Source organism: Streptomyces sp. NRRL S-31, assembly GCF_000718775.1.
Classification (GTDB): domain Bacteria; phylum Actinomycetota; class Actinomycetes; order Streptomycetales; family Streptomycetaceae; genus Streptomyces.
The window spans coordinates 63,922-82,517 of the sequence record NZ_JOCB01000016.1; the positions used below are offsets into that span (position 1 = coordinate 63,922).

Here is an 18,596-nt window from a genome sequence, read left to right on the forward strand (position 1 = left end):
CGGGCCGCCCTTTCCGGGAGCCCCGGCCCGCCGCGCCCGGTGAACGCGCCGACGCGTCAGCCCCGTTCGCGCCTCACGCGGCGCCGCGATGCAGGTACGCCCGCTCCACCGTCTGCCGCACGCTGTCGCCGGCGGAGTCCGTGGCGGTCACGCGGAGCGTCACATAGGCGTCGCCGCGCACGTTCGACGGCCGTTCCACGGTGGCCGTGAAGCGCCGGCCGTCACCGCGCCGCGTCGTGCGCGCCGTGGTCCACGTCTTCCCGTCGTCGTACGACGCCTCGGCCTTCAGCCGCACGCCGCGCGGGGCGGCCATGCCGTCCTGCGCGCGGACGGTGAGGTCCAGGGCGTGCGCGCGTGCCCGGCTCACGGCACCCTGCGCGTCGACCGGTACGGCGTAGTCGAGCTGAAGCAGCGACAGCGGGACCGCGTCGGCCGTGGTGTCCGAGCGGAACGTCCACGAGGTCTGCGTGCCCACGCCGAGGCGCCAGTCGTCCGAGACGCGGGCGGTCGTCAGGTCCAGCCGGAACCGGGCCGGCCCCGGGGCCACCTCGAAGTCGCCCCACGCGCCGTCGTCGGAGACCGCGATTTGTTCCTCGTTCCGGTACAGCACCGCCCGCGCCACGTCGTCGGCCGTGGCCGCCCGGCCGGTGCCGAAGCCGGCCTTCTCCGCGAACGACCAGTGGCCGGCGTCGGAATCGGTGAACTCAGGCACGTACACGGACAGGGTGTCGCCGTGGCGCACCGACGGCTGGGTCCAGCCCCGGGGAACGGAGGGACGGACCGGCGCCGCGAACCATCGCTCCGTCGTGTGCTCTCCGGGCCGGTAGGCGCGCGGCGCGTTCCGCATGCCGGCCGTCAGCGGCAGGTCGGGGACGTCGACGACGTCGTGGTGCACGACGTGGTTCCACAGCGTGTCCCCGCCGGTCACGTACTCGACGCGTTCCCGGCCCACCGGGACGTAGCGGCTGTACTGGTTCCAGGCGGTCCCCTGGTACGGACGCCAGCCGAAACGCTGCTCGCTGGCCCAGAGCGAGTCGCCCGTGCGGGTGTACGTGCTGCGCACCACGGCGCTCTCCCGCTCCGAGACGGTGTGCACCACCCGCCTGGGGACGAAGCCCTTCGACACCTGCATCACGTCGTACAGGTACGGGCTGCGCACCGTGCCGGAGAACGTCACCGTCGTGGCGCCCTTCGCGACGCGTGCCAGCAGGGCGGCGCCGTCCTTCCAGGAGACTCGCATGCTGGGCAGAGCCGACCGGTCGCCCGTCGGCTGCCACCGAGTCCAGGCGCTGCCCTGCTCCCGCGGCCACACCATCAGCAGCGCCCCGGCCCCCGCCTTCGCGGCGGACCGGGCGAGTTCCCGCTCGGTGACGGAGAAGTCGAACCGTACGACGGCGAGCTTCCCGCGCGCGCGGCGGAAGTCGGGCGCCGACGCGACGCCCGCGTCCACGGCGGTCAGCTTCGTCCCGCGGTCCGGGAAGACGGGGGAGTCGGCACCGTAGTACGGGACGAACTCCCCGGAGCCGCCGGAGACCTCGCCCCGCAGCTGCGGGGCCACCAGCTGCCAGCGCGAGGAGAACTCGAAGGCGCCGTCGGTCACCTGGGAGGTCGGGGTGACGTAGAGACGCTCGACGTCGTCGAAGTACATGACTCCCTGGATCAGCCCGCGACCGTCGATCCGGCGGTACACGGTGGTGCTGAGGATGCCGTGCTGCTCGGCGGGACGCGGTGTGCGGATGTGCACCTCGGTGGCCTGGGCGGCGTTCAGCGTCACCGTCCGGTCCCCGGTTACCTTGACCTCGGGAGCGACGACGGTGCCCGCCTCGCCGCCGTGATCCGTCTCGTCCCGGAAGTTCGAACCGACGTAGTACGTGCCCTCCTCCACGAGCGCGACGTGGGCCTGCCGGTCCGCGTAGTCCACGAACCCGTCGGGGCCCCAGATCGTGGGCAGCGAGTCCGGATCCACCTTGCCGTCACGACCGCGGTACAGCACGGTCAGCCGGTGTAGCGGGGCGTGCACCGCGAGGGAGACGGTGGTGTGGGCGACCACGGCGCCGTCCGCGGACTTCGCGGTGAGGTATCCGTAGTAGGCGCCGCGGACCGCGTGCCGGGCGTCGGTGCTCAGCGGCACCTCGACCGTGGCCCCGGCCGCCAGGTGCACGGTGCCGGAGCCGAGACCGACGACCCCGTCCGGGAGCGCGCGCCCGGACTCGGTGGCCAGGCCGAGGGACAGGGACAGCGTGAGCGCACGGTCGCCGGAGTTGGTGTAGCGGACGGTGGCCGCCCGCTGCCGTCCGCCCGAGCCGTCGGTGCGCAGCGGGGCGAGGGCGAGGGAACCGCTGGCCGTGACGGGACCGAGGGCCGCGGCCACGTCGACGCGGCCGCCGCCCTGCTCGGTCGCCTGGGTGCCGGGCACGGTGTGCGCGGTGCTGATCAGCGCGTCCTTGAGCTGCCGGGCGTCCCAGTCCGGGTGCCGCTGGGCGAGGAGCGCGGCGGCACCGGCGACGTGCGGGGTGGCCATGGAGGTCCCCGACAGCGCGATGTAGTGGGCGTCGACCGGGTCGCCCAGGGTGGTGCCGGACGCCCGGGCCGCGACGATGCCGACCCCGGGGGCGGTCACGTCGGGTTTGACCGCGCCGTCACCCGGGCGCGGGCCGCGGCTGGAGAACGGGGCGAGCGAGTCGTCGCGGTCGACGGCACCCACGGTCAGCGCCGCGTCGGCCGCACCAGGCGAGCTGACACTGGAGGGACCCGTCTCCCCCTCGTTGCCGGCCGCGACGACGAAGAGGGCGCCGCCGGACGCGGTCAGGGAGTCGACCGCCTGGCTGATCGGGTCGGTGCCGTCGGACGGGGAGCCCGATCCCAGGCTCATGTTGACGACCCTGGCGTGCTCGCGCGTCGCCCATTCCATGCCGTCGATGACGGCCGACTCGGTCCCGTAGCCGTCGTCGCCCAGGACCTTGCCGATCAGGAGGTCGGCCCGGGGTGCCACGCCCCGGCGGGTCCCGCCCGACGCGGCGCCGCTGCCGCCGACGATCGAGGCGACGTGCGTACCGTGACCGAAGTGGTCGCCCGTGTTGGAGCTGTGGGAGAAGTCCTCGGCCTCCGCGATGCGACCGGCCAGATCGGGATGGTTCGCGTCGACACCCGTGTCGAGCACGGCCACCTTGACTCCCTGGCCCTCGTCACCCGCCTTCCAGGCGGTGGGGGCGTTGATCTGCGCGGTGCTGCGGTCCAGCACGGCCCGCATCCTGCCGTCGAGCGACACCCGGGGAGTCACCGCGGCCCGGGCGGCGCCCCCGCCGCCCGGGTTCAACGTCTTCCAGAAGGTCCCCAGCCGTCGAGCGTCGACCCGGACCGACCGTGCGTGGATGCTCGGCAGGTCCCGGGACGGACTTCCCGGCGCGTCCAGCGCGACGAGCCGGTCGGCGGTGGCCGCGGCGGCCCGTGCCGCCTCGGCGGTGACCCGGGCGCCCGCCCCGGACGGCTCCGCGGAGACGATCAGCGGAAGCGCGGAGGTGTGCGCCTCGTCGTAGCCCTGGGAGATCAGGCCGGTCACGTCGAACAGCCGGCGGTCCAGTGCGCCGGCGGACACCAGGGCCTCGGCGTCCCGCGGAAGCACGGTCAGCGACTTGTCGTCCTCTTCGAACGTCTCGAAGGGGATGCGCTCGCGGCCGGGCCCGGGCCGCACCGACGCGGTGCGGCGTCCGCCGGGCAGCGACGTCACGGTCACCTGGTCACCGGTGACCAGCCGTACGGTCGTGGAGCGGGCCCCCGGCACGGCCGCGGGAGGGGTGACGGCGCCGGTGCCCGCCGTCCGCGCCGCGGCGGTGGCCGGCACGACACCGGCCAGCAGGACCAGTCCTGTCGATATCGCCGCCGTGAGGCGGATCTTTGCCATCAGGGAAAACACCTTTCGAACAGCTGAAGATCACAACTGTCCGAAATCATTCGGTGAGAGGGCGCGGCCTGTCACCGGCATGAGCTGTCACAGCTGCGACATGTCCCAACGGCGACACGACGCCGACCACATGAGACCGCGCGGGCCATGGCACAGGCCGCCCACGGCGCGGTGTTGCCACCAGGCCGTGGCGGGCTCACCAGGGGAATCCTGCTCCGCCTTCCGGTGTCCGACATCTGTCGGCGGTGATCGTGATCTGTCGGCGGTATGTCGGAGGTATGTCGGCGGTATGTCGGTGGAGGCTGTGACCTTTGGCGGGTCGGTGCTCGTCCTGAGCACGCTGTCCCGAAGCGCAAGGAGCCTGTCATCGTGTCTTCCGCATCGAAGAGCCGACCGTGGGACGTCCACCGGCTGCCGTCTGCCGAGGGAAGGACCTTCCTGGTCACCGGGGGAAATGCCGGGATCGGCTACTTCACCGCGGAGCAGCTGGCCGCCACCGGCGCCGTCGTCGTACTCGGCAGCCGGGACCGCGCGAGGGCCGAAGCCGCCCAGGCATCGATCCGCTCGCGCGTCCCCGGAGCGCGTGTGCGGTACCTGCCACTGGACCTCGCCGACCTGTCGTCCTTGAAGACGGCCGTGGACAGGCTGGACCTCGATCGTCTCGACGCCGTGGTCCACAACGCGGGTATCGCGCTCGACGACCCGCCGCGGCGGGTGACCGGGGAGGGCCACGAGCTGATGTTCGCGACCAACCACCTCGGTCACTTCGCGCTGACCCGATGGCTGGCCCCCCTGTTGTCCGCGGCGCCGGCGGCCCGCGTCGTCACGGTGGGAAGCTTCGCGGCGCGGTCCGAGAGACTGGACCTCGGCGATCTCCAGTCGACGCGGGACTACCGGCCCAAGCGCACCTACGGCCGATCGAAGCTGGCGCAGATGTGCTTCGGCTTCGAACTCGATCGCCGGCTGCGTGCCGTCGGCAGCACGGTGCTCAGTGTGGTGGCCCATCCCGGCGGCGCACTGGACTCCCTCACCCCGTCCCGTCCTCCGATACGTGTGACGACCCCGGGCGAGCGGCTGCGCGCCTTGCCCTCCGCGGTCCTGGTGCAGGGCAAGGACGCCGGAGCATGGCCCGTCGTCCGTGCCGTCCTCGACCCGCAGGTGCGGGGAGGTCAGTTGTGGGGGCCGCGGGTCTTCGGACTGCGGGGCACACCGAGACGCGAGCCCGTCCCCTCCCACATGGCCGACCCGGCCGTCGCCGCCCGCCTGTGGGCCGCCAGCGCGGAACTGGTCGGTACGGATCCGCACCTCGGCTTCCGGTAGACGCGCAGCCACACCGGTGGCGCCCGGCTCGCGTGTCTGCTCTGGCGATGCCGAGGCGCGAGCCGGATGTGCTGAAGTTGGGCTGACCGCGGATGACGGGAACGTGCCACCGGCTCCGTCCCCGCGACATCAGCGGCCACCACCGGCCGTGCGAGCAAGACGGAGGAACCAGCATGGCGATTCAGCGGATGGACAACATCGGGATCGTCGTCGAGGACATGGACGCCGCCATCGCGTTCTTCGTGGAACTCGGGATGGAGCTGGAGGGCAGGGCCGAGATCGAGGGCCGCTTCGCCGACCAGTGCACCGGACTCGACGGCGTCCGCTGTGACATCGCGATGCTCCGGACCCCGGACGGTCACGGGCGGCTCGAGCTGGCGAAGTACCGCAGCCCCGCACCGATCACCGCCGGGCCGCGCAACCGGCCGCACAACATCCTGGGCACGCACCGCGTCATGTTCGCCGTCGACGACATCGAGGACACCGTTGCCCGCCTGCGACCTCACGGAGCCGAACTCGTGGGCGAGATCGCCCGGTTCGAGGACAGCTACCTGCTCTGCTACCTCCGCGGCCCGGAGGGCATCATCGTCGGACTGGCCGAGCGGCTGCGCTGAGCCAGAGGTACCGGACCCCGCGACCGCGTGAACCTCCGTACGGCAGGTGACGGGCCTGTCATACGACAAGGCCGCCCATCGTCAAACCCCTCGCGCCACCCACGGTGACACCCGCGATACTTTCCGCGCATGTATCGGCGGTGTGGCCGCTGGGCCGGGATGTCCCCGATGCCGCACCGAACGGTCCGGCACCGCCGGCCGCAAGCCCCGACAGCGTGATGACATCGTGGCGTGACGCGTGTGCCAGGTGCCGGCGATCCGACCTGCCCGCCGTGCCGCCCATGGCGCACGCAGGGCGGTGAGGCGCGGGTATGAGCAGGCCGTCCGGGTACCCGTCCCCACCAGCGCGTCAGCGACGCCGGGCGTCCGCCGACACCGCCCAGCCCATCCCCGGACCGCGCACGGCCGAGAGCGAGGGACCCTCATGCACAGCACCGCAGGGACGCGGCCCGGCGCCGCGGCAGCTCACGACTCGCTGCTGCGGGGCCGCGTCGCCGTCGTCACCGGAGCAGCCCGCGGCATCGGCGAAGCATTGGCCGGACGCCTGTCCGCCGTCGGCATGCACATCGCCCTGCTCGGACGCGAGGCGCAGACCCTGAGCGCCGCCGCAGCCTCGCTCGGCACCCCGAGCCTGTGCGTCGAGGCCGACGTCACCGACCAGGAAGCACTCGACGAGGCCGCGCGGCAGGTGGCGGACCGGCTCGGTATCGCGTCCGTGGTCGTCGCCAACGCGGGCGTCGCGGCCGGCGGTCCCTTCCGGCTGACCGACGCCGGCCTATGGCGTCGCGTCATCGACGTCAACCTGATCGGCTCAGCCAACACCGCCCGCGCCTTTCTGCCCCAACTCGCCCGCGCGCACGGCTACTTCCTCCAGATCGCCTCCACCGCGGCGTTCGGCTCGGCCCCCATGATGAGCGCCTACTGCGCTTCCAAGGCCGGCGCGGAGTCCTTCGCCCAGGCGCTGCGCGGCGAGGTCGAACCCGACGGGATCGCCGTCGGCATCGCTTACCTGCACTGGACCGGGACCGACATGCTCACCGGCATCGACGACCACCCGGTGCTGCACGCCCTGCGCGCCCACCAGCCCCGGTTCGCCCGCCGGATGCATACGCCCGGGCAGGTCGCCGACTGGCTCGCCGCCGGTGTCGAACACCGCGCCGCCCACATCTACGCACCGCCCTGGCTGCGGTGGTGCCAGCCGCTGCGGCCGATGTTCCCCGCGCTGGTCACCCGCGTCGCCCGCCGCGAGATGCGCCACACGCCCGCCGCCGATCTCGCGGCCGCCACGGGAGTCATGGGCGCGGGCGGGCAGGCCGACTGGGAGGCGTACACGTCCGCCGCGCGCGGCCGGCCCGCTCCGCCCCGGTAGCCCGGGACGCCCGAGGTTCCCGTACGCGGTATATGACCGATGCCCTCCCACCGCCAGGCCCGTCCGTGCGTCAGACAAGCACGTGCGCTCGATTCCGACACTCCTCGGAACCGACCGACCTGGCGGCACCCGACGATGTCCGGCTGATCGACGCCGACGTCACGGACTTCGCCGGGGCACCAGGTCAAAGTCCCGCATCGTCCAGCCATCTGGCCGACACGCTCACCGTCTGCCGGTGGCCTGCTGCCCCGGCCTCACGTCAGGTGCCGGGCGAAGAACCGGGCTCCGGCCTCGAGCTCGAACCGCGGGACGCCGGTGTGCCCGCCCAGATTGGCATGCAGCGTCTTCTCCTGGGAACCGAAGGCGTCGAACAGGTCCAGGGCCGCCTGCCGGTCGTTCCCCTCATCGTCCCACTGCAACAGGACCTGCAACGGAATGGTGACCCGGCGGGCTTCGTCGAACATGGCGGCGGGCACGAGACTCCCGGCGAAGAATCCGGCGGCCACGATGCGCGGCTCAACCACCGCCAGCCGTATACCGATGGAGATCACTCCGCCCTCGTACCCGACCGGACCGCCGATCTCGGGCAGTGACAGGAGGGCGTCCAGGGTGGCCCGCCATTCCGGAACCGCCTTCTCGACCAGCGGGAGGACAAGGGCGTCGACGATCTCGTCGCCGACCGGCTCCCCGGCCTCCATCGCGCCGCGAAGATCGGCGCGGGCCTGTTCGACAGCGGCCCAACGGGGCCGGTCACCGCTCCCGGGAAGCTCGATGGTGGCCGCGGCGAAGCCGTACTCCGCCGTGTAGTACCGGGCCCGCCCCGCCAGCCGGGAGTACATCTTGTGCAGTCCGAGGGGAGGGTGGCCCATCAGGATCAGCGGCGTCGGCGCCGGCGCGGACGCGGGAGTCCACAGGATGCCGGGAATCTCCCCGAGGGTGAATCCGCGCTCGAGGACACCGTCGTCGAGATGCCGCTCGGATGTGAAGTACATGGTCGTGCCTTTCGGAGTGCTCACGAACGGCGCTCCCGGACGACCTATCGCCCGACCGTGACCCCGGGGAGGAGCACCCATGTCGATACTGCGTTCACGGGTACCACCTCCTCGTTCTCCGGCACGGCCTCCGAAAAGGTAGCAGTGGTCGCGGTGGCCGGCCAAGCGGATTCGAGTCCGTCCGCCGAAGCGGGAGTTCCGGCGCGTGGAGGCCACTTGGACAGCGAAAACGCAACTTCGACATGGCCCGCCAAGGCAGCTACCTTCACCTCGTCTTCGGCGATCGCCCACGGTCGCACGGGAGTTCCTCAAGGCTGAGCCACCCGCGACGGGATGAGTCGATCACGCCCCAGGATTCCCGCCCCCGGGCGCAAGCCACCGAACCGGGTCCACACCAGGCACCCGCGACCAGGGAGAGATGCATGCCCCGTCTGGCGCTGTACACGTTCGGCGTACTGAAGTCACCTCTCGCCGATCCCACACCTCTCACGCGCGAGTTCTACGCCAGGGGTGAGTCCGTCTACCGGAAGATCAGTCAGCACCCCGGGTACGTCGCGCGTGCCGAAGCGGCGGACGGCGACCGGGGCGTGCTCTTCGAGGCGGACTGGGGCGTATGGGGAGAGTTCGCCGTACCGACCTGGTACGACAAGGGCCGTACGGTGGAAACCACCGCCCTGGCCGCGACCCTCTCACTCTGGACCGACCTGCGCCCCGCCTTCGACGCCGTCTACACCGGTCTGCACCGTGAGGCGCTGAACAGGCGTTACGACTGGTTCGAGAGGACGGAGCACCCGAATCACGTGATCTGGTGGGTCTCCGACGGCGTGATACCCACCTGGCAGGACGGCGTTTCCAGGCTGGAACACCTCCACCACCACGGCTCCGCGCCGCACGCCTTCACCTTCCACCACTCCTTCACCCCGGAGGGAACTCCGGCCAGGGTCAAAGACACCGAGCCGAAGAGCGACCAGGCTCGCTGACAGGGAAGCCCGGACGACCGGGTTCGCTACCGCGGACGATGAGCCGCCGCACCGCGAAGGCGCTCACGACCGATGCTTCACTCCACATCACGGGCCGGCCGCCGGAAGAAGCCGAAGAGGGTGCGGCCCTGTCCATACGAGGCCTACACGGCATCGCTTCCCCGCGTCCCGGGCGTCGGGCGTGTGCCTGCCGGTGCCGTTGTGCGCACGGTGCGGCCGGTGACGGCGAGTACGGCCGCGGCGGCCAAGCCGGACATGCCGGCGGCGGCGAGCTGGATCCGGTAGTCGAGGCCGGCCACCATTCCCGCGCCCAGGAGCAGGGCGAGTCCGGTGGGCGCGTAGATCAAGGTGTTGGCCGTCGCCGCGACCCGGCCGAGCAGTTCGGACGGGGTTTCCCTCTGTACGGCTGTCAGCGCCGCGATCAGCGGGCAGGGCAGGCCCACGCCGATCGCCACACTGCCGCCGAGCACCGCGGGCAGCCAAGGGGTCGCCCGCGCGAGCACGCCGGCCGCGAAGAGCGCCAGTCCGGCCGCCGCGAAGGTGCGTTCGGGCATGCGGCGCATCAACGCACCGGCCGCCAGTCCGCCGACGACCGAACCGAGTCCCTGGAGCGGGGTGAGGACTCCCGCGAAGGACGCGGACCGGTGAAGCCCGGTATCGAGCAGCGCGTACACGGCCGTGCTGTTCAGGCCGGACAGCACCATGGCCACCGCGCCGGCGGCGACCAGCGGGCGCAGTACCGGGTGCCGCCACAGGTGGCGGGCACCCTCCGCGGTCTCGGCGGTCCACGTCCTGCCGGAACGGGGAACGGGAGCCGGTTCGCGGACCCGGACGAGGCTGAAGGCGACTGCGGCCAGGACGAAGGTGACCGTGTCCAGCAACGCCACCGCAGGTCCGCCGCAGGCCGCGAACAGCCCCGCGCCGGCCAGCGGAGCGAGGAGCTTCATGCTCTCGATCGCGGTACGGACCAGGCCGTTGAAGTCGCCGCGCAGCTCGGCCGGCACAGCGGCGGCGACCAGCGCCGTCTCAGCCGCGTCCGTGAGCACCACGCCCACTCCGACCAGGGTGAGAGCGGCGAACAGCAGCCAGACGTCCTCGGCGGAGCGCAGGGCCAACGGCGCCGTCATCACCGCGGCCAGGACGAGATTGGTGGCCACCAGGAGCGGGCGGCGGCGCACCCGGTCCGCCAGCGTGCCGATCACGGGGCCCGCCATGGTCGGCATCCATACGCAGAATCCGATGAGCGCGGCGAGGCTGTCGGAGCCGGTGAGCGTCTTGACCCAGATCCCGGCAGCCAGTGCCAGGGCCGAGTCACCGAAGCCGGAGACGATCACTCCGCCGAGATACAGGCCGGCGTTGCGGTCCCGTAAGACCTTGCGCGTGTGTCCGCCCATGTCCCATCCCCCTCGTCACCCGATCGCATCCATCCGTGATCGCGCTCAACCTACCCCCAATCAATTGCTTGGGGGTAGTGGGTGTCACCGCCCCCCATGCGCTTTACTGGCTGGCGTGACTGATAGCGACCCCGTGCTGCGCGCGCTCGCCCACCCCGTGCGACTAAGGATGCTCAGCCTCCTCTGGCCGGGGCCGATGTCGGCCGCCGAGCTCGCCCGTGAGCTGGACATCTCGCATGCGCTGGCCAGCCAGCACCTGCGGCGCCTGGACGCGGTGGGCCTGGTCGAGCTGGCGGAGGAACGCATGCGCCGCGGCGGCCGTGAACGTCGTTACCGCGCCGTCCACGGCACACCCCTGTCCGACCAGCAGGACGGGACCCCGTTGCTGGCCGAGACCATGGCGCACACCCTTCGCGAACGTGCAGGCCGACGGCTGAACTCGAGCGAGGGCGTGACCGTCGACGCCGAACTGTGGGTTGATCCCGGAACCTGGCAGGACGTCCGGCGGCGTCTCGCCGAGCTGGCCGCTGAACTCCACGAGGCCGCACGGCCACCGCACACACCGGGCACCATGCCCCTGGGCGTCAGCGTGCTGGCGTTCCCCTTGCGGACAGAGCCGGGCACATAGTCACCGCGGTGGTTATGTGCCCGGCCCCTGCCACTCGCGTGGCGGCTCGTGGCGCTCTTCGACGGCGCGGGTCACCACCTCGACGTACCGTTCGAACCGACCCCGGTGCGCCGACTGTGCCCCGGACCCCGGACCAGACAACCGGGGGAGGGGGAGATGCCCGCCTACTGTCGCAGCACACCTCAACGGCACAGCCAAGACCGCCGAGGGCGAGGCACGTCCTTCATCGAGGCCGGGGCGGGGCCGGGCGGCGGTCGGTCAGCCGGGTGCCATCATCGTGAGGATCCCGGGTAAGGCGCTCGGTATGTGTTCGCGCGCCGATGCCGTCCCGCCCGGTAAGAGTCCGCAGCCGCCCGCGGGGAGGGTCCGTGGGTGAGACGCTGGCGCTGGCCTCCGCGCTCTGCTTCGGAGTGACCCACTTCGCGAACGGACTCGTCTCCCGCCGGATCGACGGCATCACCGTGGCCCTGTACGCACAGCTCGCCGGGACCGCGGTCGCGCTGGTGGCGGCCCTGTCGTCCGTCGGCGGCCCGGCGACGGCGGGTGACTACGGGTTCGGGGCGCTCTCGGGCGTCGGCACGGGCGTGGGGGTCGCCTTCCTCTACCGGGCGATGTCCCAGGGGCAGATGAGCGTCGTCGTCCCGGTGAGTGACGTGGGCGCCGTCGTTCTCCCCGTCCTGGCGGGGGTGGCCCTGCTGGGCGAACGGCCGTCCGCTGTCGCCTGGGTCGGCATCGCGGTGGCCGTGCCCGCGCTCTGGCTCGTCTCCCAGGCATCGGGATCCGGCCCCGGCGGGGCCCCGCCGGGGCCGGCGGGCGTGCCGGCCGCGCTGGCCGCGAGCGCCGGTTTCGGGGTGCAGTTCCTGGCGATGGCTCAGGTGGGCGCGGGCAGCGGCCTGGGGCCCGTGGTCATCAGCCGGGTCGCCTCCGTGCTGGTCATCGCCGCCGTACTCGTCCCCTACCGGGCCCCGGTGACGATGCCCGGCCGGCCGACGGCGGTGGCCGCCGCGGCCGGCGCGGTCGGCACGGTCGCGATCATCCTGTACCTGGCCGCCACCCGGCACCAGCTGATGGCCGTGGCCACCGTGCTGTCGGCGCTCTATCCGGCCATCCCGGTGCTGCTCGCACTGGTCTTCCTGCACGAGCGGCTGACGCGGTGGCAGGCCGCCGGACTGGTGTGCGCGGCCGCCGCCATCGCGCTCATCGCCCTGCGCTGAACACGCCGGTCGCACCGGTCACCTCAGGTGCCGGTGTACGTCATGACGTGCTTGCCGCGCGTGGAGTCCTCCAGCCCGTACGCCGACAGGTCCTTGCCGTACCCGACTCGTCGCAGCCGCCGTTGGGCATCTCGGCGGCCGTGGTCATGTGACAGTTGATCCGGACGACGCCGGCGCCGATGTGCCGGGCCACGGACACGACACGGCGATGGTCCCGCGTCCACACCGACGAGGCCAGCGGCACCCGCCTCACGCAGACGTCCGTGCGCGCCTCGCGGCCGGACGGAATGTCCCCACCGCCCTGCGCTGTCCCGGGCGACGTCGACGGCGACCTCCATCACGACGTCGGGACGCACCAGGTGCAGGCGGGACGGGACCGCGGAACCGGCTGCCCGCCCCGCCGCCCACCGGCATGGGGTGACCGCCGTACGCCGACACCACGAATGGATTGTCCTGTTTCCATCCACCCAAGGGTGGATTGCTCCGGGCGGATGGCAGGGTAGCCATCCGCTGGGACGCGACACGGGCACGGCGATGCACGGGCACCCGGACACGATCACGCGCGAGCATCCGGCACCCTCCCGTCGTGGCCCCGGTACCCCGCCGCCCGCCGAAGGAGGCCGCACTCGTGACCGAGCATCAGCCGGTGTACCAGCCGGCGTTCGTCCTCGATCCCACCGGCTCCGACCACCACGCCGAAGACCGGGCCCTGCGCTCCCGGGGCCCGGCCACCCGCGTGGACGTCCTCGGCGTGACCGCCTGGGCCGTCACCGATCCCACCCTCCTGAAACGCTTGCTGACCAGTCCGGACATCTCCAAGGACGCCGCCGCGCACTGGCCGGCCTTCGCCGAGACCGTCGCCACCTGGCCGCTCGCCCTCTGGGTGGCGGCCCGGACCATGTTCACGGCATACGGCCCCGACCACCGCAGGCTGCGCCGCATGGTCGCGCCCGCCTTCAGCGCCCGCCGCGTCGAGGCCATGCGCCCCACCGTCGAGGAGACGGTCGCATCGCTCCTCGACCGGCTCGACTCCCTGCCCCCCACCGCGCCTGTCGACCTGCGCGAACACCTCGCCCGCCCGCTCCCGGTCGCCGTGATCGGCGACCTCATGGGCGTACCCCACGACCAGCGCCAGGGCTTCCGCACGCTGATCGACGGCGTCTTCACCACCACCCTCACCACCGAGCAGACCGAGGCCAACACCGCCGCACTCTACGCGGCCCTCGACCGGCTCATCGCCACCAAGCGCCACACTCCCGGCGACGACATGACGAGCCTGCTCCTCACCGCCCGCGACGAGGAGGGCGACGGGGCCGCTCTGTCGGACACCGAACTACGCGACACCCTGCTGCTGATGATCAGCGCCGGCTACGAGACCACCGTCAACGTCATCGACCAGGCCGTCACCGCCCTGCTCACCGACCCCGCACACCTGGCCCACCTCCGGGCCGGCCGGGTGACCTGGACGGACGTCGTCGAGGAGACACTGCGGCACGAACCCGCCGCCAAACACCTCCCGCTGCGCTACGCCCTCACGGACATCCCGCTGCCCGACGGGCAGGTCATCGCCCGCGGCGAAGCCGTCCTGGCCTCCTACGGCGCCGCCAACCGGCACCCGGACTGGCACGGGCCGACCGCCGACGTCTTCGACCCGACCAGGGCCTCCAAGGACCACCTCGCCTTCGGTCACGGCGTCCACTTCTGCCTCGGCGCACCCCTCGCCCGCATGGAGGTCATCACCGCCCTGCGCCTGCTCTTCGACCGTTTCCCGCTCATCGAACTCGCGGTGCCGCCAGCGGACTTGCTGCCGTACCCCTCGCTGATCAGCAATGGCCACCAGACCCTCCCGGTACGCCTGCGGCCCGCGGCTCACTGACCGGCACCCGCGTGCGAGCCGGCGGAACGCCCGACCACCTGCCGGGCGGTCCTGCCCGGCAGGTGGTCGGGCGTTCTACAACGGCTCCCTACTGCCCGCGAGTTCGGCCAAGAACGGGTCGAGGCTGATGAACCAGGCAAAGGGGCTGTGGGCGTTGCGGAGCGCATCGATCACCAGTTGCTTGGCGCGAGGCGTCGAGACCCCGCGCCTCAAGGGTGTTGGGCGACTCGACTCCGTTCCGCAGCAGTCAGGCACCGCCATCGCCGGCCGGTACATGGTGTGACGCCTTCGATGCCCGGACGGACAAGCCCTTCGACAGGAGCGACGATTCCGGTATGAGGCAGGGCGAAAGCTTGTCTGGCACCGGCGGGGACTCCGGCGGGCGGACGGGTGAATCCGCGGCGAGAGCGGTCGGCCGGTACGGGCGTCTCCGCAGTACGGGACCCAGCGGGATGGCGGAGGGCGGTTCGGCGGGCTGCGGGGACACGGGCGTGCCGGAGCCGCTGGAGGCGGGCGCTGCGGGATTAAGGGCACCGGAGGGAGCGGTCGGGCGACCGGTCATCGGGCGTCCGTGCCGTCCGGGCTTGGCGTGTCGTCGTGGCTGGGACAGGGTGAGCTCGGCGGGCCCGGTGGCGGTGAGCCCAGCGCGCCGCCCGGTTCCGGAGGTCGAGTCGCTGGCGGAGCTGAACGAGCTGGTCGAGTAGTGGGACCGGCACGATGGGCGGCGTCGGATCGGGTCCAGGGCCCAAACGATCGACGAGTACTCCGAGGACGAGCGCCCGCGTCTGCTGCAGCTGCCGGAGGATCCGTTCGAGACGGGGCGGGTGTTCAATCCGCAGGTCGACCCCCTACGGCCATTTCGCAGTCCGTATTAACCGCTACTCGGTGCCGGTCTGCCTGATCGGCAAGCAGGTCCGGGTGCTGCTGCACGCCTCTCACCTGATGGTCTACGACAGGAACGTCGAGGTGGCCTGGCATGAGCGGCTGATCGCCAAAGCCAGCTGTCGGCTGGAGCTGGATCACTACCTGGAGGTCCTGATCCGCAAGCCGGGCGCCTTTCCCGGCGCGACTGCTCTCAACCAGGCCGGTTCCGCTGGGAAGTTCACCCCGGCCCACGACGCCTGGTGGGCCGCGGCGGTCCGGACCCACAGCCACACCGACGGCACCCGCCGCCGACCGGGCCGCGGACCTTGTGAGTCTGGGTCCCGGGTGGGAGGACTTGCTCCCTCTGACGTCTCGAAATTTCGGATGCTCTTCGTAAATCCAGGGTCGAAGTCGAGTGCCCGGAGCGGCGACCGGCTGTGTCCTTGCCGTCCGTGGAACCGGCGCCGTTCCGCTGCGGAGGGGTGCCTTTCCGCGCAGCCCTGCCAGGCTGTTTGGCCGTTTGGTCTACGGCGCCGTGCCGTCACCGGTGCGCCGATTGTTTCGAGACGATTGCCGAATTGTGTTGCGGGTATTGACGCCGTTCGCTGGTTCCCTATTATCCACCTTGCTCGATACTCCGACATGTGTTCGACATTCCGAACGGATCGGGGTTGCTCCGCTTACCAGCAGCGCACCTCCGGGCCGCCCGCCGTAGCGGCCGAGTCGTAAGGAGCACGCACCATGCAAATGTCATGGCTGCATCAAGCTTTTTGGGAGTGCAGGTCAGAGCCAGGCACCGTTCCGCGTCTGCACCCGGCCGTCCTGGTGCGGGGTGCCGCCGGGGAGCGGGACGGCAACCGGTTGACCGGGTACGGAAGCAAGGGCCTGGACGCTACGGACCGCGCCACCACGGCCGGTATCCGGTTGCCGACCTGGACCTGGACCTGGACCTGGACCTGGACCCGGACCAGGACCTGGGGCGGCGCTGCGCACCGGCAGTGGCCGGTGCGCTCCGACGGCGCGACGGGATGTGACGGGCTCCGGTACGGCCAACGGCGCGGCGGTGGAGATCCGGATGTGCAACGGCGGCGACCAGGGGAGGACCGTTCCGCCGGCATTCCCACGGCGGCGTACATCCGCAGTTGCGGGCGGGTCAGAACGGCGACAGCTCGTACACGCTGACGAACAGCGCCAGTGGGCGGGTTCCGGACGAGGCGGGCGGACAGACGGCGAACGGCACGTGGATGGAGACCTGCGATGCCAACAGTGGAGCGAACCAGCACCGGCGGGCCAACCGGAACGGCGACGGAACCTCCACCCTGGCCACCATCGCTTCCGGCCGAGCCCTGGAGGCTCCCGCAGGGCGGAGTGCCAACGGAGCCCTCGTTCAGATCCGGGACTCCGACGACGGCGCCAACCGGCACTGGAACGTCGCGTGATGCGATCGGCGCCGCGCGCTCCTGCCCACGGCTGGCTTCAGAGAACCGAAGGAGCGATCCTCGCCGGCTCCCCCTCCGACGCGACCGGCGACGCGGTGCGGGCCGACATCGTCGCGGCCGGCTGCCGCCGAGCTCGTCCTCACAGGCTCAGGGGGCGGCGCCCTCCCCGCCTGGCCGGGGGCCGCCGCCGCGAGCCCACCCACTGCCGTGCATGTGTTCTCCGGTACTCGACCCCAGGAGCGATGAACCATGTCCATGACCACCGAGAGGTCCGGGCGACCGCGAACGCCGTCCCCGCTGAGGCCACTGACGTCCTTGCGCAGGATCCTGGCGCTCACGTTCACGGTCGTCCTGCTCGCCGTGGCCGCCCCCCTCCTCGCCCTGGAGACGGCGCAGCCCGCGACCGCGCTGGGCAACGGGCTGGCGTTGACGCCGCAGATGGGTTTCAACGACTGGAACGCGTACGGATGCGACGTCTCCGAGTCGCTGATCAAGTCCACCGCCCAGGCCATGCACACCAACGGCATGCAGGCGGCGGGCTACTCGTACGTCAACATAGACGACTGCTGGATGACCCACAGCCGCGATTCCGGCGGCCGCCTGGTGCCGGACCCGGCCAAGTTCCCCGACGGCATCAAGGGCACCGCGGACTACGTGCACTCGCTCGGGCTCAAGCTGGGGATCTACGAGGACGCGGGCACCGCGACCTGTGCCGGGTACCCGGGCAGCCTGGGCCACGAGACCACGGACGCCCAGACGTTCGCCTCTTGGGGCGTGGACTACCTGAAGTACGACAACTGCAACAACACCGGGGCGCCCGCTCGTACCCGGTACACCGCGATGCGCGACGCCCTGGCGGCCACCGGCCGGCCCATCCTGTTCAGTCTGTGCAACTGGGGCCAGGAGAACGTGTGGACCTGGGGCGCGGGCGTGGGCAACAGCTGGCGCACCACCGGTGACATCAACGCGAGCTTCTCCAGCATGCTCTCCATCTTCCACAGCAACGTGGGGCTCGCCTCCTACGCCGGCCCTGGCCACTGGAACGACCCGGACATGCTGGAGGTCGGCAACGGTTCGCTGACGGCCACCGAGAGCCGGAGCGAGTTCAGTCTGTGGGCGGAGATGGCCGCGCCGCTGATCGCGGGCACCGACATCCCCTCGGCCAGCAGGGACACCCTGGCCACCCTGACCAACTCCCGCGTGATCGCGGTCGACCAGGACCCGCTGGGCAGGCAGGGCGTCATGGTCTTCTCCTCGGGCGGCCTGGACGTCCTGGCCAAGCCGCTGGCGAACGGGGACGTGTCGGTGGCGCTGTTCAACGAGACGGGCTCGACGGCGACCATCACCACCAGCGCGGCCGCGATCGGCAAGACCGGGGCGTCCTCCTACACCCTGACCGACCTGTGGTCGGGGGCGTCCTCGACGACCTCGGGGACGATCAGCGCCTCGGTGCCCGCGCACGGCACGGTGATGTACCGGGTCGCGGGCGGCACGAGCAGCGGCGGCGGCACCACTGTGACCGGTGAGCTGCACGGGCTGGGGTCGGGCAAGTGCCTGGATGTCCCGAACTCGACCACGACCGCCGGCACCCAGGTGGAGATCTGGAGCTGCAACGGCGGTGCCAACCAGATCTGGACGCGTTCCGCCTCCAACCAGCTCACCGTCTACTCGGGCAGCAGTCAGAGGTGTCTGGACGCCTACGACAACCAGACCACACCGGGGACAAAGGCGGAGATCTGGACCTGCAACGGCCAGACCAACCAGCAGTGGACGCTGAACGCCGACGGCACGATCACCGGCGTCCAGTCCGGCCTGTGTCTGGACGTCACCGGAGGGGCCGTCAGCGACGGAAGCCTCGTCCAGCTGTCGACTTGCAATGGCGGCAGCAGCCAGCGGTGGACGCTGGCATGAGTTCCCCCCGCACGCCTCGGCCGAGCCCCGTCCGATCTGCCTGCCGCGTGCCTGCCGGCCGCGCACAACCGGGGTGCCTCCGCACTGGCCACAG

Annotated in this window: 13 protein-coding genes; 9 read left to right on the forward strand and 4 right to left on the reverse strand. The window is 71.7% G+C overall.

The window, feature by feature from the left end:
- Positions 1–73: 73 nt before the first annotated feature.
- Positions 74–3,901 carry a S8 family peptidase gene (locus tag IF37_RS0109455; protein WP_030739202.1) on the reverse strand — a complete coding sequence of 1,276 codons (3,828 nt, stop codon included), beginning with the start codon at positions 3,899–3,901 and terminating at the stop codon, positions 74–76.
- A gap of 369 nt (positions 3,902–4,270) precedes the next feature.
- Here IF37_RS0109455 and IF37_RS0109460 point away from each other — a divergent pair, with 369 nt between their 5' ends.
- From IF37_RS0109460 to IF37_RS0109470, 3 genes are all read left to right on the forward strand, one after another.
- Complete coding sequence (locus IF37_RS0109460; RefSeq protein WP_030739205.1) at positions 4,271–5,221, forward strand: SDR family NAD(P)-dependent oxidoreductase; 951 nt, start codon at positions 4,271–4,273, stop codon at positions 5,219–5,221.
- Between the two features lie 173 nt (positions 5,222–5,394).
- A complete protein-coding gene (locus IF37_RS0109465; RefSeq protein WP_030739207.1) occupies positions 5,395–5,835 on the forward strand; it encodes a VOC family protein in 441 nt (146 codons plus the stop codon).
- A gap of 424 nt (positions 5,836–6,259) precedes the next feature.
- A complete protein-coding gene (locus IF37_RS0109470; protein ID WP_030739210.1) occupies positions 6,260–7,204 on the forward strand; it encodes an SDR family oxidoreductase in 945 nt (314 codons plus the stop codon).
- 254 nt (positions 7,205–7,458) lie between these two features.
- On the opposite strand, the gene IF37_RS0109475 is transcribed toward IF37_RS0109470, so the two are convergent.
- Positions 7,459–8,196 (reverse strand): hypothetical protein, encoded by a 738-nt coding sequence (locus tag IF37_RS0109475; protein ID WP_030739213.1) that lies wholly within the window; start codon positions 8,194–8,196, stop codon positions 7,459–7,461.
- A 422-nt stretch (positions 8,197–8,618) separates the two neighbouring features.
- Between IF37_RS0109475 and IF37_RS0109480 the strand changes: the two genes are divergently transcribed.
- Complete coding sequence (locus IF37_RS0109480; protein ID WP_030739216.1) at positions 8,619–9,176, forward strand: DUF3291 domain-containing protein; 558 nt, start codon at positions 8,619–8,621, stop codon at positions 9,174–9,176.
- A gap of 143 nt (positions 9,177–9,319) precedes the next feature.
- On the opposite strand, the gene IF37_RS0109485 is transcribed toward IF37_RS0109480, so the two are convergent.
- A complete protein-coding gene (locus IF37_RS0109485) occupies positions 9,320–10,570 on the reverse strand; it encodes an MFS transporter (protein ID WP_030739221.1) in 1,251 nt (416 codons plus the stop codon).
- Positions 10,571–10,685: 115 nt separating this feature from the next.
- Here IF37_RS0109485 and IF37_RS0109490 point away from each other — a divergent pair, with 115 nt between their 5' ends.
- Positions 10,686–11,198 carry a transcriptional regulator gene (locus IF37_RS0109490; protein WP_030739224.1) on the forward strand — a complete coding sequence of 171 codons (513 nt, stop codon included), beginning with the start codon at positions 10,686–10,688 and terminating at the stop codon, positions 11,196–11,198.
- A gap of 368 nt (positions 11,199–11,566) precedes the next feature.
- The gene (locus IF37_RS0109495) at positions 11,567–12,412 is read left to right on the forward strand and encodes an EamA family transporter (protein WP_030739227.1); all 846 of its coding nucleotides are present in this window, start codon (positions 11,567–11,569) and stop codon (positions 12,410–12,412) included.
- 40 nt (positions 12,413–12,452) lie between these two features.
- Here the strand turns inward: IF37_RS0109495 and IF37_RS41800 are convergent, their stop codons facing one another.
- Positions 12,453–12,665, reverse strand: a complete 213-nt coding sequence (locus tag IF37_RS41800; RefSeq protein ID WP_367647057.1) for an aldehyde dehydrogenase family protein — start codon at positions 12,663–12,665, stop codon at positions 12,453–12,455.
- Positions 12,666–13,040: 375 nt separating this feature from the next.
- On the opposite strand from IF37_RS41800, the gene IF37_RS0109500 reads away from it, so the two are divergent.
- From IF37_RS0109500 to IF37_RS0109515, 3 genes are all read left to right on the forward strand, one after another.
- Positions 13,041–14,288, forward strand: a complete 1,248-nt coding sequence (locus tag IF37_RS0109500; protein WP_052845061.1) for a cytochrome P450 — start codon at positions 13,041–13,043, stop codon at positions 14,286–14,288.
- Between the two features lie 2,006 nt (positions 14,289–16,294).
- Complete coding sequence (locus tag IF37_RS41810) at positions 16,295–16,591, forward strand: RICIN domain-containing protein (RefSeq protein WP_106981738.1); 297 nt, start codon at positions 16,295–16,297, stop codon at positions 16,589–16,591.
- 306 nt (positions 16,592–16,897) lie between these two features.
- A complete protein-coding gene (locus IF37_RS0109515; RefSeq protein WP_106981740.1) occupies positions 16,898–18,502 on the forward strand; it encodes a ricin-type beta-trefoil lectin domain protein in 1,605 nt (534 codons plus the stop codon).
- Positions 18,503–18,596 lie beyond the last annotated feature (94 nt).